The sequence below is a fragment of the Vibrio fortis genome (assembly GCF_024347475.1).
GTDB classification, from domain to species: Bacteria; Pseudomonadota; Gammaproteobacteria; order Enterobacterales; family Vibrionaceae; genus Vibrio; species Vibrio fortis.
Map to the genome: position 1 here is coordinate 279,147 of NZ_AP025489.1, position 13,396 is coordinate 292,542.

The window sequence follows — 13,396 nt, forward strand, 5'->3', positions numbered from 1 at the left end:
TCTATGTATTAAGAATGGCATCAAAGCGGTAAAAAAGCAGATCACTTATTTCTATTTCTTTGATAGAAAAATCCTATTGATCTCTTTTGTGAAGAGTGGTGGCAGGTGAGTGGGGTCTTAGATAAAAAAACGCCTCAAACGAATTGTTCCGCTTGAGGCGTTTTGTTGTTCAGATGAAACCGTTACTTAGTGTGAAAGATTTGCTCGGTTTCTAAGTGAGTCATTGCGCGTACTTGACGCCAGATGTAGTAAAAAATACCAAACATCATCAGCATGCTTGGGATTGCAATCGCTGGGTAGCTGTAAAGAGTGAGCTTGCCAAGCTCCTCGTTAAACGCTGCTGTGCCAGCAGGGCTGGTTACAATCCATGTCGCTAAGAAGTAATTCATCGCCGAAGAGAAGGCGAATGTACTTGCAAATAGGTAGTTTGAAGACATCAAGCAACGATCAAAAGCTTGTTTTTTTCCGTTTGCTTCAAGACGCTCATTGATGAGTGGCAAGTTAAGCACGCTGTCGTTAAGCAACATTTTTTGCATTAATGGGTAACGAGTGAATGTTGAACCCAATACCGCTAAGCCAATAAGGCCGGGGATCAAGGCTTCTTTAAGGGCTAACCAACGAGTATCCAGCTCAAGTAGGCCAATACCACCCGTTAATAAAACGCTGATGAAACCAAGAGCCGCGATGAAATTGAATTTCTTGTTGCGGATCAGATCCATACCACCGTAAATGACAGGGAATAGCAGCGCCACAACTAATGCCATGGCAGTACCTAAGTGCTCTTCACCACTAAACTTCATCAAGATAAAAGATGGGATAAATACGTTAAAAAGGATCTCGAATAGGGGATTCGACTTTTTTTCGGTCGTGTTGTTCATAATGCTTTATTGACTCTGTTATGTCACTGCTAGTTACTTCATTAGAAGTTTCGATTGCATGGCAGCAGATGTAAAGTGTTCATGCGTCGCGTTGTGTAACGAGTTATGAAATATTTGCGGTCATTGAGCCACAAACTGGCGAGTCAGGCAAGGAAACTGGGGTAAAAGTTGTTATGACAAAGGAATACAGTGGCCATTATTCTCAATATCTTGCTTCTGTCAGTTGGGTACGATCTTCTACCATTTAGGCAGTCCCACCTTTTGAGAATGAGGCCACTGGAATCTGTTAACTAATAGCTATTGGCTAGAAAGGAGCAAATGTGTCAGGTTTGTCGGTAGGCGTGGTCCAACGTTGGGTAGCATCAATCGTTGTATAGCTCGCACCCTGCATCGGAATTTGTCCACGATTTCCATATAGCCACAGCACTAAGTTTGAACGCTCACCTTGCGTGATTGGGTGGGTTGCGTGTGGTACATGTCCTCGATGGATCAACGCCACACCCGGCTCAAAGGTTTGGTCTACTAGGCCTCCTGTTGTCGGGTCGTAAAAGCTGACTTCAGACCCAGAGAAAGTTTCTTCGGGAAGGTTCATGTTGATGTTCAATGTCACCGAAGACGCATCAGTATGCATTCTCAAAGAAGTATCCGTATTCGGTTGGTACTGTATTGAGAAGCCAAAAGTTTGCGCGTCATAACCAATAATTTCTGGGAACAACAGTCGCGCAATTGGTCTCATGTACTTATCCAACATTTCACGATAAAACGTCTGGAAATTTGGTGCAGCTAGGTACCCCTCAGAACGTTCATCCAACATTGCACCACCTCGATTCAACGCAATGCCGTAAGGCGGTCTTAGTGGGATGTCTGCACTCGCCGCTGATGACAAATAGCTACGTAGTTGTTTGATGCTATCAACATCGAAAAATTGAAACTTATAAACACCAGGCGCAACTTCGCTTATTAACTCTTTGACGGCATTTTCTTTGGTGGGTTCAGCCCACGAATTATTGATAGCATCACGTAATTTATGATCGATAAGTGATTCTGTTAATGGAGCTAAGCTCTGGTTCTTTTCCCACTCATCCCATGCGTTTTTAAAGAGTGCTCTATTGTTACTCCAAAACGCATGGACCTCAGGCGCTCGTTGTAACATCGCTTCGCGTGTTGGACGTTGTACATCTCGAGCTTGTTGTAATTGGTTCAGTGTCATCGTTCCATTTCCTATTCCGTTTTCTTATGGAACGAACTTATTACTTATCAATTCGTAGATAAATGGGGGTTTTATAGAAACACTATCAACAAAAAGTTGAAAAAGATGATTGAAAATGTCAATGGAGAGTGGAATAAGTCGTAAATTCGGCCTCTCAACTCGGTGAATTAGTCTTCATTAAGCTTATCTTTAAACCATGAATTATCGTTTTAAATGCTAAATTTAATGATAAACGATAATTTTTTATTGTTTATTTGGTCTTGGTGGTTATAATCTGACCTGCATACCAATATATTGGAGAGTTCATATGAAAGATATTCAGAGATACAGCCGAAAGATTAGAGTGATCTTGCAAGCCTTGATGCTGCTGCTTCCTTTATCAATGGTTTACTTTTGGGCATTTGTCCAAACACCTTGGGACTTCCTAACGACAACCGGCATTGTTCAGTTTAGTCATGATATATCTAGCTACACATCTCAACCGCTATCGAACGAGACACGATTTTGGGCTCTAATCGTCAGCCTGCTGCCTTGCGGTGTTATTTTCTATGCGCTTCTGATCTTAACTAAGCTCTTTAAAAGTTATGAAGCGAGCGAAGTGTTTACTGTTGAAACGGTTAAGTACTATCGCAAATTAGGGTTGAGTTTCTTTTACTGGGCGTTTGGTGGTCTTGTTTATAGTGGGCTCATCTCTGTCGTATTGAGTTTTAACAATCCTCCCGGTCAGCGCATTTTATCTATTAGCTTTACAGGCTTAGATGTTGTTACACTGTTTTGTGGAATGATTGTATTGGTTATTTCATACGTTATGAATGAAGCTCAAAAAATTGCTGATGAGCAAAGACACACGATCTAAGGCGCGGAGCATGAACATAGTAATTAACCTTGATGTAATGATGGCAAAACGGAAAATGCGTTTGAAAGAGCTGTCAGAACAGGTTGGCGTCAGTGAACAGAACCTATCGATTCTTAAAAACGGTAAGGCGAAGGCGATACGATTTAGTACGCTAGAGAAGATATGTGAAGTCTTAGAGTGCCAGCCTGGAGACATCATTGCTTACCAAGCAACTTAAGGGCGAATGCTGTGACAACAATCCGATGTTGCAGCCCATCCTTAATGAGCGATATTATATGCCTCTTTTGTTCGCCAAGGTTTCACGATGTCAGATGAAGAATTAGCGCTAGAGTGGATGCGCCAGCAAGCTCATAAAATTGACCCATACGTTGAAAACCCAACTTTCGACGAATGCGCTGAGCTGCTTGAACCCGCTTTTAAGAAAGGAAAGACGATTGGTCAGTTAAAGTTTCTGTTAGGCGAGGCAGACCGAAGAGCAGGTGCGGCGGAACGTAAACACGCGGCATTAAAGTACGCAAAGGAAAAGAGTCCGAACGCGGGGCAAATTTTGCGATTGCAAAGTAAGCTTCAACAAGTTCAATTGGCGCTTAAGTTAGCGACGGGAGATAACAATATGACCATCTCTCAATTCTGTGCCGAATATGAAGTGAGCAAGCGAGATGGAAGTACCGCTTGGCATGAGAAATTGGTTCAGCAGGGAAAGAAAAGATAGTTTCAACGTATATTGATGCTGGTCTAAGAGCAAACCCTGCTCTTTAGCACCTGTTCTAAGTCGTTCGAAAAGCCACTTATTTATCTGATATGAAGATAAATAAGTGGCTTTTTTAGTATTAGTCTTTCTAGTTTTGGCAACTTTGTCATATCGCGTTACGTTTCACAGAGGAATGAATGGTGTGAACATTGTTGTAACTGTTATATTATAACATTATGTAAAGCCGTATATGTTAGCCATGAAATTTCAACTTTTCGTTATCCATTCCTTTTCGCACATTCTGCCTCGCTTCATCGATCGTTTATTTAAAGCTCGTTTTAAAAGCATTGTTTTCCTTTGTTTTGCATTGCTTCCTTTTGCCCCGAGCTTACAAGCTCACCCCCATTCCTGGATCGAAATGAAAACCCACATAGAGGGGGAAGATGGGATGATCACCGGACTGTCGATGGAATGGTCGTTTGACGCCATGACTTCTATGTATATGCTCGATGGTGAAGATATCGCCGCAGAAAGTGAAGAAGAGATTTTTGAGAAGCTTGCTTCATCCGTGATAGACAACATGATGTTTGAGCATTACTTCACTTATTTTTATGAGGGCGAAACGCCAATAAGATACGCCATTGCTGAGAACGCCAAGTTTAAACGAGATAAAGCGAAATTAGTGATGACGTTCGATCTTCCGCTCTCTACGCCTCAGGCAGTGACGAGAGATACGTTACGCCTACTTATTTTTGACCCAAGCTATTTTGTCGATATGTCGTGGGACTCTAAGAGTGATGTCAGCTTATCCCCTGAGCTGGATAGACAATGCTCACTGACGTTGGTGGAACCGAACCCGACTCCAGAGCAGATGAGTTACGCAATGTCATTATCGGTTGAAGCCGACCCTGACAACACCTTAGGTCAGCTCTTTACCCAAACTATTAAACTCAACTGCGCCATTGTCACTGGTTCTCATTGATGTTGTGTAGTAACAGATGAAGAATTACAGGTTCTAATCCAATGCAGAAAAATCAATTTAAAACAAACTATTGTCTGATTGGTCTCGGGGCTGCACTGCTTGTGATTGTTGGTGTTTACCAACTTTGGACAATGTGGCCATCTTTGGTTTTATCGAGTATTCAGTGGCAGAAAGAAGTAAACGCCCAACTTGCCGATTTGCTCTATGAAGCAAAGTATTCACCATGGGCGGCGGGGAGTTACTTGATCGGTTTTAGCTTCGTCTACGGTATGCTTCATTCACTTGGGCCTGGGCATGGTAAAGTGATTGTATCTACCTACTTGGCAACTCATCCCACAAAGGTCAAGGCAAGTTTAGTGCTTACAGTGGTGTCAGCGTTGCTACAGGCATTGGTAGCTATTCTGCTAGTTAGTGTTTTGATTTGGGGATTTAACGCCTCGATGCGTGTTGTGAATGATAAAGCAAATATGTTTGTTTTATTGAGTTTTGCTTTGGTTGCTGCAGTTGGAGCCCTGATTTGTTGGAAAGCGCTCCGCAACATCTATAAAACTATGCGCAAGCCTAAGCTCAAAGTGAAAGCCATCACTGTCCTTCCAACGAGTGGGCAGTCTCCGCTAACAATGCAAGCGCCAACCTTAAACTCGATCAGCATACAAAAGCCAATAGCTCACACGTATCACGCAGGTTGTGGATGTGGGCATCAGCATGTCGCCGACGCAGAAGCGATTAATAAAGCTTCCACCTTGCGAGAGTATGCCGGGATTATCGTTACTATTGGTGTAAGACCTTGTACTGGTGCGGTTATGGTTCTTCTGTTTGCCAATGTTGTTGGCCTGTATTGGATGGGTGTATTGAGTGCGTTGGCTATGGCTGCCGGTACGGCACTGACCACATCCCTGATCGCCATAATGACTCTTACAGGAAAGCACTTAGTAAAACGGTATCTATCTGTAGGTAATCAAATCGGTAATGACACATGGAGAGTTGCGGGCCATTACTTGCAGCTGTTTGGTGGCATGTTACTTATCGTTATTGGAACTCTTCTTCTTAATGGACAAGAGAGCGGCATGTCGCCTGTCTTTACGATGTAGTGTTATTGAACAAATAGAGGCGTTTTAAACGGACACGCAATATGCGCTATGTCTATGTTTTTGATTCTAAGTATTTATATTATAGATGTATTTTTATAAAGTACCCACTCAGCTTGGGGTTGTTTATCAACCTCGAAAAAAGTGAAGGAGCATGCTCCTTCGCTTTTTTTAACTAAACTCAATAATGGAGTTATCAATGAGTTATAGATGGGCACTTTTTCGTCATAATTATTCATTTATAGGCGCTGCTTTCGAAATATTTATCGTAGCACTATGCATTTTTTCATTGGCGTTACCTCTTGTATCTGAAAGCTTGTTAACCTTACAAATCTCGTCAGGGTTACTACTCTTCTGTTTTGTCTTGATGTTTACTTTCGCCCGCAGTGATAAATTACGAAGCTCGATGCATTGAATTCACGTAATTGCACTTAATTAGTAACTGAATCACACCTTTGGACTAGCGCGGCTTTACTGACCGCGCGTCTTAATATGACTTCTTCTTCGCCTACCTGTAATTATTCATGACTGGTTAATTTAACACGGGCACTAATACACAATTGCCCAGACGCTTTATTGGCCTAGATTTTGACTCGAGGCACTTTTGAATTCGAAAATGCCCCACTCCAAGCTAGCTCCTTAGACGTCATACTTTAAGCAAGCGATTTAATTTTTCTTAATATCGGAATAATTAAGGCCAATATCAACATGGCTTGAAGAGCTGTATCGACATAGTTGATGTCATGCCCAAGCGCTGTCGTATGTTTAGAGAATTGATAGAGTCCCAATGCGCTATAAATCACTAGCAAGCTTAACACCATTGAATACTGTTGGCCGTCACGCCAATTCTCGCACTGACTCCAGCGCAATATAAAGTACATTCCGAGCAGATAGATAAACAGCATTGAAAACGCAACAAAATGCTCACTCAGACCAAGCGTGTACATGCAATAGTGTTGACCGAAAAACACAATGCCCAAAAGTGTAGTGGTGACAAACACCTGTATGTTGCTAACACGTCTGTTGTTACGTTTTAAGGCGATTTTAGGTCTAACAAGCGCGAGAGCGAAAAAAACTAGTATGGCCGCGATAACGGCTAATTTTTGTAGCAACGTACTTTCATAGGGAAAGGCCTGTTGGGTTCCAAGGAAAATGGATGCTGATGCCACAAAGTAGAGAGTTGTACATACGACAAAGGATGGCCAGTTTAACCAAGGTTTTTTCCGCTCTGAACTACCCAAGTGCAATTCAACCATTAATATTGGTAAACAAATACTGCCAAGGCTATGAAGTCCAAGAATATATATTATCCAGAATGGTGACGTACCAATTGACTCGATATAGCCAAAAGATAGTAATCCTGCGTGATAGTAATCTGCGTTGAAAAACGTTTGAGTTAACAACCCCTCTTCTATTAAACCAAACGCAATAGAAAGCGTGAAAACTCCAACCCAGCCACTTCGACTTCGTCGTGCAATTTCTCTCACAAGCAACGCACCACAGCCGTAAAAAGGCACTAAGAATAGGAGTGATGAAAGCTGCCTAAGTGACCATATACCCAACAAATACTCGGCGATAATGGGGCTTAAGATACAAAGTGAGATAGTACCTAATTTGGCATCGCTAAAGCGAATAAGTTTCTGCAGTGACATGGGAATATAGGTTCTTCAAATTAAATGGCTGAGGGTCGCCTCAAAAACCAAAGTGTTTCAGATTTCTCTATTTCAGTAAAACCGTTAATCAAAGTTTATTGCACATAACTAAAAGACTTTCCAAATCTGGAATTACCCACCCATCGCCAATTTAGCAACGCCACTGACTCAGAATTGTCCAAAGCCGTATTACGCACCCTTATGGTTGCCCCTTATGGTTGCGTTATGCGCTGTGTTGTTTGTCGATCAGAATATTTTGTTAATGAGTAAATTGGCTTCAGTCTGTTCGATGCCTTCGATAGAACGTATTCGACCTAGCACCCCACCTAACATTGATAGATTTTGGCTACGTAGGTTAGCGATCAGATCCCATTTCCCATTAGTGTGGTACACGCTCAATACCTCTGGAAAACTTTGCAGATTTTTAAGTACATTGTTCTCATCCTTAGCCGCCACACAAATGCTAATGATTGCTTCGACCTGACTCTGCTCCGTATCTTCGCTCAGTTTGACGGTATAACCTAGGATCACTCCTAATTTCTCTAGCTTGCTGATCCGGTTTTGTACCGTAGCGCGTGATACTTTGAGCTGCTTTGCAAGGTTGACCACTGGCATGCGCGCATCTTTTCTCAGTAAGGCAATTAGCTCGCGGTCTTTATCATCTAGGTTGCTCACACCTTTTCTCCTGATTCGCTTATCCACTGACATATTGTTAAATGATGCGATCAAAACGCCAGTTATGGGTAGATATTTGTGCAATTTTCTGTCTTTTTGTTGGCTCAAGTCGCGTCTAGACTATCTTCACTCGCAGTATGCATATGAATAATAAGAGATTGAGGAGCTGTTGGATGACACTATTTTTGGATGTACAAGCACTAGGCCGTCTGGTAAATGCGCAAGGTGCTGATACTTTTATGGCAGATTTGCTTGGATATATGGAACAAGACTTCTGTCGCTGGCCAGAGTTTGATAAGTCGGCGCGAAGCGCAGCGCACAGCGAGGTTGGGGTTATCGAGTTGATGCCCGTTGCAGATCATAATTTATATGGCTTCAAATATGTGAATGGGCATCCATCTAATCCAAATCAGGGCCTATCAACCGTGATGGCGTTTGGTGCTTTGTCTGAGGTGGCGACGGGTTACCCACGCCTGCTGTCCGAACTGACTATCTCGACCGCTCTACGTACAGCAGTAACTTCAGTGATGGCGGCAAAGGCGTTGGCAAGAAAAGACAGTCAGTCGATGGGGATGATTGGCTGTGGTGCACAGAGTGAATTTCAGGCCATCGCTTTTCATGCCATTTTAGGGATCAAAGAGTTACGTATTTTCGATATTGATGTTGAAGCGATGGAGAAGCTAGCTTCGCATCTTGAGGCTTACCCTGATCTGAAGGTGATCAAGGCGGACAGCGCAAAGTCTTGCGTGAATGGTGCAGATATCGTAACAACCGTCACTGCTGATAAGGCGTATGCGACGATCCTGACACCTGATATGGTCGAGCCGGGCATGCATATAAATGGAGTAGGTGGGGATTGCCCAGGTAAAACCGAGTTGCATCTAGATGTGTTGCTTAATGGCAAGATCTTCATAGAACATGAGCCGCAAACTCGCGTTGAAGGGGATATCCAACAATTGCCAGCTGAGTACCCAGTGTATCCATTGTGGGAAGTGATTGCAGGTAAGAGCATTGGACGAGAAAGCGAGCAACAGGTCACTATCTTTGATTCGGTGGGCTTTGCACTCGAGGACCTTTCAGTACTGCGTTATATCTATGACCTTGCTACTGAGCTCGGTTTTGGCGAAACGATAGAGTTAGTTCCGCACATGAACAATCCGAAAGATCTATTTGGCCTAATGAAATCGACTCAATAGTTCGACATCTATAGTGCTTAAATGTCACCGCCTTCTAGCGTTTCCCGGTGCCATAATTCAATGAAAAAATGCCCATTAGCAATAATCGCTAATGGGCATTAAAAATGTTCTCACTTCTGGGCAACTAATTACTCGTAGTCAGAAGCGTAAGTGTCTTCGTAAGAGTGCGAGTAAAACTCAAATAGGTTACCAAACGGGTCTTCTAGGTAAACCATTTGTGCTTGCTTAGAATCGTCTTCTGGGTGGTAACGGTGAATATCCATACGAACTTTACCGCCAAACTCTTCAACACGTTTGATTGCTGATTCAAACTGTTCTTTAGGTAGCTGTAAACAGAAGTGGAAGATACCTAGGCGAGAGAAATCAACGTTATGACGCTCTTCTCGGTCAACCATTTCAAATAGTTCCACACCAATACCATCTGATGTTACTAGGTGCGCAATGTTGAAGCCTTTGAAGCCTTCACCAAACACAGCAATACACATACGGCCGATTGCTGTTTCACGTTCTTCCATCACTTTAGTGTTGTTCATTACAATGCGAAGGCCAAGGGCTTTAGTATAGAACTCTACCGCTTTGTCCATATCGCCAACCATGATACCAACGTGATTCATTTTCATATTCTGCTCCAAAATCTGTCTAGATAATTTGTCTTGTTTTCAGCGTTTCGCTTCGATGGGGAGAATATTAGGGCATTCGATTAATTAAATGAAATTATCATAAATTATATTAATGATAATTTTTTGTTATTTTGTAATTGAGGAAAAGTTCAATAAATCTTGTTCGAAAAAATTGAATTAATGCATCAAAATTGCAGGATTCTTTCTGTTGGTCATGCCACATAGACTGTTCATCAACAGCTGAGGGAGGATTGATATACCACCTCATATTGATCAAATAACTTTAAGGACATGACTATGAAAGCACTTATTCAAAAACTCGCACAATCAAACGCTGGCTTTGGTGCTCTGGCACTGCGAGTACCAGTTGGTATCATCTTTATGGCACATGGTGCGCAAAAACTGTTTGGTTGGTTTGGTGGCTATGGCTTAGAAGGTACTGGGCAGTGGATGGCGTCAATTGGTCTAGGCCCTGGGGTGTTGATGGCGTTCTTGGCGGGCAGTGCAGAGTTTGTCGGTGGTCTGTTTATTCTTCTAGGGTTGCTCACTCGTCCGGCTGCAGCTGCACTAGCAGTAACGATGTTAGTTGCCATTTTTGCGGTTCATTTTGAAAATGGTTTGTTTATGTCAAACAACGGTTACGAGTTTGGCTTAGCACTGCTAGCCGCAAGTGTATCTCTAGCATTCTCTGGTGCAGGTAAGGCAGCAATTGACCAAACCCTAGCTAAGAAACTGATTTAAATTTTTGGCTCGAACTCAATGTTTACCTAGGCGCTCATTTGAGCGCCTTTTTTATCTTCATTCTGGTCGACTGATAAATAAAAAGTTGATAATCAATGTTGACCTGTCTATAGCTTTACACTTTATAGTTTGATTATTGAAAGCACTCTGACGTCGAAGTATTGAGTGCGGATACCTATTAATTGGATAGAAAGATATGAACATTAGACATGAAACAGAGCTAGATTTAAATCACATAGAATCGACGACTTATCAAGCCTTTGAAAATCATCCTCATCACGAACCGGGTGCAAAACCGACTGAACATTTGATCGTGAAAAGGCTGCGAGAAGCCAATGCATTAACGCTTTCTCTCGTTTACGAGGAAGGAGAGCAACTCATCGGACACATTGCCTTGTCTCCAGTCATGATTGATGGAAACGACAGCCGATGGTTGGGATTAGGTCCAGTATCCGTTGCGCCCTCACATCAAGGTAAAGGTGTTGGAAGTGCATTGATTCGTGAAGCACTTTCACAAGTTAAAAACTCAGGCTTTGAGGGCGTTGTTTTACTCGGTGAACCGCAATATTACGGCCGATTTGGCTTCAAATCACAACCAGAATTGACCTTATCAGGTGTGCCAGCAGAGTACTTCCTAGCGTTATCATTCAATGGTGAAATCCCTGTGGGGCAAGTGAGCTATCACTCAGCGTTCTATGGTTGACTTGTCTATAACTTCATAGTTTAAAGTGGTTAACAGAAGCTAAAAAATGAGCGTAAACCATGTATCAAATATCTGAGTTGGCAAAACAAGTAGGGCTGTCTCGTACTGCACTACTTTATTACGAGAAACAGAACCTTATTTCTGGTCGACGACTAGAGAATGGGTATCGCGTATACAGTGACAAAGATGTGCAGCGTGTACGTTTGATTCAACAGTTACAAGCTGGTGGTTTGACCCTGCAAGAGTGCAAGATTTGCCTTGAAGCCAAGGTAGATAGGCAACTGCTTCAGAATCGACTTAAGGCTTTGGATGAAGAGATTGAGCAGAAGCAAAAGTCGCGAACTCTTTTGGCAGCGATGCTTGGAGAGGGCGACTTAAAGGCATGGCATGAAGGGCTAGATAAACTGGCACCAGATGCTCATCTTGACTGGTTAATGAAGCAAGGCTTTAGTGAGAAAGAAGCCTTGCGATTGAAATGGTTATCAAAAGATATGAACGAACATGATCTCTATATGGCTGACTTTATGCGTGTATTTGAAACGCTAGAGCGATGGGGGCCAGGCAGTGAAGAAGAAACGAAGAAAGCACTGTCGCGAGTACCGACTAAGCCGACTAACATCCTCGAGATTGGTTGTGGTAAAGGGTTAGCCACTCAAGTATTAGCGCAGCAGACCAATGCGAGAATTACCGCGCTTGATAATGAACAATCGGCATTAGACAGATTAACGGAGCGATTTGAGCAACTCGGCCTGTCTCAGCGTCTCGAAACGGAATGTTCGAGTATGACCGAACTACCGTTTGCTAAACGAAGCTTTGATTTGATGTGGGCTGAAGGCAGTGCGTATATCATGGGTGTAGAGAAAGCTCTCTCTGCATGGAAAGACCTGTTGAGCGACGATGGTTACCTTATGATCAGCGACATGGTGTGGCGCACTGAGTCTCCAAGTAAGGCGTCTATAGAGTTTTGGAACCAAGAGTACCCAGATATTCAATTGGTACAAACGCGCATAGAACAGATGAGCAAAGCGGGGTATCAGGTTGTCGACCATTTTCCAATGAGTGAAGAGGCATGGTTGAACTACTACGCCCCATTGAGTCAGAGAGTCGCAGAGCTTGAACCAGAAATGGCCGAATCGGCGGCGTTTAAAGACATCAAACATGAAGTCAACTTATGTACCCAACGAGCCAATGAGTTTGGCTATCACATGTTTGTACTGGCTAGAAACTGATCCGTCAGTTTTGTCTATTAACACCTCGATGTGGAAGCTAAGTATTTGTGAGCGGACTGTATGGTCCGCTTTTTTTGTTCAAATCATCTTTGATAGGTTTTACCTACTAGATTGATAGAAAAGTCCAAATTTACCCTTCTCAAGATTCGTTGCAATATAACCCCAACAGCGCAAGAGAGCGCAAACACAACCGAATTATTGAGAGAGTAAAATCATGATCAACACAGAAATCAAACCATTCAACGCAACAGCATTCAAAAACGGCGAGTTCGTAGAAATCACAGAGCAAGACGTGAAAGGTAAGTGGGCAGTATTCTTCTTCTACCCAGCAGATTTTACTTTCGTATGTCCTACTGAACTTGTAGACCTACAAGAGAAATACGCAGAGCTTCAGTCTCGCGGCGTTGAAGTTTACTCAGTATCAACAGACACACACTTCTCTCACAAAGCATGGCACGATACGTCTGACAAAATCGGTACTATCGAGTACTTCATGGTAGGTGACCAAACAGGCACTATCACAAACAACTTCAACGTAATGCGTGAAGGCCAAGGCCTAGCAGACCGTGCTACGTTCCTAATCGACCCAGAAGGTGTTATCCAAGCAATGGAAATCACTGCTGAAGGCATCGGTCGTGACGCTGAAGACCTACTACGTAAAGTGAAAGCAGCTCAGTACGTTGCAAACAACCCAGGTGAAGTTTGCCCAGCAAAATGGAAAGAAGGCGAAGAGACACTAGCACCATCTCTAGACCTAGTAGGTAAGATCTAAGCATCTGCTAACCGATTCTACAGGCGCACCTCAGCCTGCCTCCTAAAGGGCTTTGGTGCGCCACCCTAATCCCTTTCGCTCTACCATGACATTGAGTTTTGTC

At 43.0% G+C, this 13,396-nt stretch carries 15 protein-coding genes; 10 read left to right on the top strand and 5 right to left on the bottom strand.

Translation table 11 applies throughout. From position 1 onward, the window contains the following. Positions 1-182: 182 nt before the first annotated feature. Both OCV50_RS23075 and OCV50_RS23080 read right to left on the bottom strand, forming a co-directional pair. Positions 183-878 carry a VC0807 family protein gene (locus tag OCV50_RS23075; protein WP_239842602.1) on the bottom strand — a complete coding sequence of 232 codons (696 nt, stop codon included), beginning with the start codon at positions 876-878 and terminating at the stop codon, positions 183-185. 304 nt (positions 879-1,182) lie between these two features. Further along, a complete protein-coding gene (locus OCV50_RS23080) occupies positions 1,183-2,088 on the bottom strand; it encodes a 2OG-Fe(II) oxygenase family protein (protein WP_261905333.1) in 906 nt (301 codons plus the stop codon). Positions 2,089-2,395: 307 nt separating this feature from the next. On the opposite strand from OCV50_RS23080, the gene OCV50_RS23085 reads away from it, so the two are divergent. The 5 genes from OCV50_RS23085 to OCV50_RS23105 all read left to right on the top strand — a co-directional run bounded on the left by OCV50_RS23085 (position 2,396) and on the right by OCV50_RS23105 (position 5,708). Then, the gene (locus OCV50_RS23085; RefSeq protein ID WP_261905334.1) at positions 2,396-2,944 is read left to right on the top strand and encodes a DUF2975 domain-containing protein; all 549 of its coding nucleotides are present in this window, start codon (positions 2,396-2,398) and stop codon (positions 2,942-2,944) included. 10 nt (positions 2,945-2,954) lie between these two features. After that, positions 2,955-3,161, top strand: coding sequence for a helix-turn-helix domain-containing protein (locus OCV50_RS23090; RefSeq protein ID WP_239842599.1), 207 nt, complete (start codon positions 2,955-2,957; stop codon positions 3,159-3,161). An 87-nt stretch (positions 3,162-3,248) separates the two neighbouring features. After that, complete coding sequence (locus tag OCV50_RS23095; RefSeq protein ID WP_239842598.1) at positions 3,249-3,656, top strand: hypothetical protein; 408 nt, start codon at positions 3,249-3,251, stop codon at positions 3,654-3,656. Positions 3,657-3,894: 238 nt separating this feature from the next. After that, positions 3,895-4,617, top strand: a complete 723-nt coding sequence (locus OCV50_RS23100; protein WP_390905180.1) for a DUF1007 family protein — start codon at positions 3,895-3,897, stop codon at positions 4,615-4,617. 41 nt (positions 4,618-4,658) lie between these two features. Continuing rightward, a complete protein-coding gene (locus OCV50_RS23105; RefSeq protein ID WP_261905336.1) occupies positions 4,659-5,708 on the top strand; it encodes a nickel/cobalt transporter in 1,050 nt (349 codons plus the stop codon). 650 nt (positions 5,709-6,358) lie between these two features. Here the strand turns inward: OCV50_RS23105 and OCV50_RS23110 are convergent. Beyond that, positions 6,359-7,357 (bottom strand): hypothetical protein, encoded by a 999-nt coding sequence (locus OCV50_RS23110; protein WP_261905337.1) that lies wholly within the window; start codon positions 7,355-7,357, stop codon positions 6,359-6,361. A gap of 246 nt (positions 7,358-7,603) precedes the next feature. Next, positions 7,604-8,032: an Lrp/AsnC family transcriptional regulator gene (locus OCV50_RS23115; protein ID WP_239842585.1), complete on the bottom strand. Its 429-nt coding sequence runs from the start codon at positions 8,030-8,032 to the stop codon at positions 7,604-7,606. A 173-nt stretch (positions 8,033-8,205) separates the two neighbouring features. Here OCV50_RS23115 and OCV50_RS23120 point away from each other — a divergent pair, with 173 nt between their 5' ends. Then, on the top strand, positions 8,206-9,228 hold the full coding sequence (locus OCV50_RS23120) for an ornithine cyclodeaminase (RefSeq protein WP_261905338.1): 1,023 nt from the start codon (positions 8,206-8,208) through the stop codon (positions 9,226-9,228). A gap of 128 nt (positions 9,229-9,356) precedes the next feature. Here the strand turns inward: OCV50_RS23120 and OCV50_RS23125 are convergent, their stop codons facing one another. Then, complete coding sequence (locus tag OCV50_RS23125) at positions 9,357-9,848, bottom strand: VOC family protein (protein ID WP_239842583.1); 492 nt, start codon at positions 9,846-9,848, stop codon at positions 9,357-9,359. Between the two features lie 297 nt (positions 9,849-10,145). On the opposite strand from OCV50_RS23125, the gene OCV50_RS23130 reads away from it, so the two are divergent. From OCV50_RS23130 to ahpC, 4 genes are all read left to right on the top strand, one after another. Beyond that, positions 10,146-10,589: a DoxX family protein gene (locus OCV50_RS23130; protein WP_261905339.1), complete on the top strand. Its 444-nt coding sequence runs from the start codon at positions 10,146-10,148 to the stop codon at positions 10,587-10,589. 196 nt (positions 10,590-10,785) lie between these two features. Next, positions 10,786-11,292 (top strand): GNAT family N-acetyltransferase, encoded by a 507-nt coding sequence (locus tag OCV50_RS23135; RefSeq protein ID WP_261905340.1) that lies wholly within the window; start codon positions 10,786-10,788, stop codon positions 11,290-11,292. A 59-nt stretch (positions 11,293-11,351) separates the two neighbouring features. Continuing rightward, positions 11,352-12,521, top strand: a complete 1,170-nt coding sequence (locus OCV50_RS23140) for a MerR family transcriptional regulator (protein ID WP_261905341.1) — start codon at positions 11,352-11,354, stop codon at positions 12,519-12,521. A gap of 214 nt (positions 12,522-12,735) precedes the next feature. Then, positions 12,736-13,293: an alkyl hydroperoxide reductase subunit C gene (gene ahpC / locus OCV50_RS23145; RefSeq protein WP_032553653.1), complete on the top strand. Its 558-nt coding sequence runs from the start codon at positions 12,736-12,738 to the stop codon at positions 13,291-13,293. The last annotated feature ends 103 nt before the right edge of the window (positions 13,294-13,396 follow it).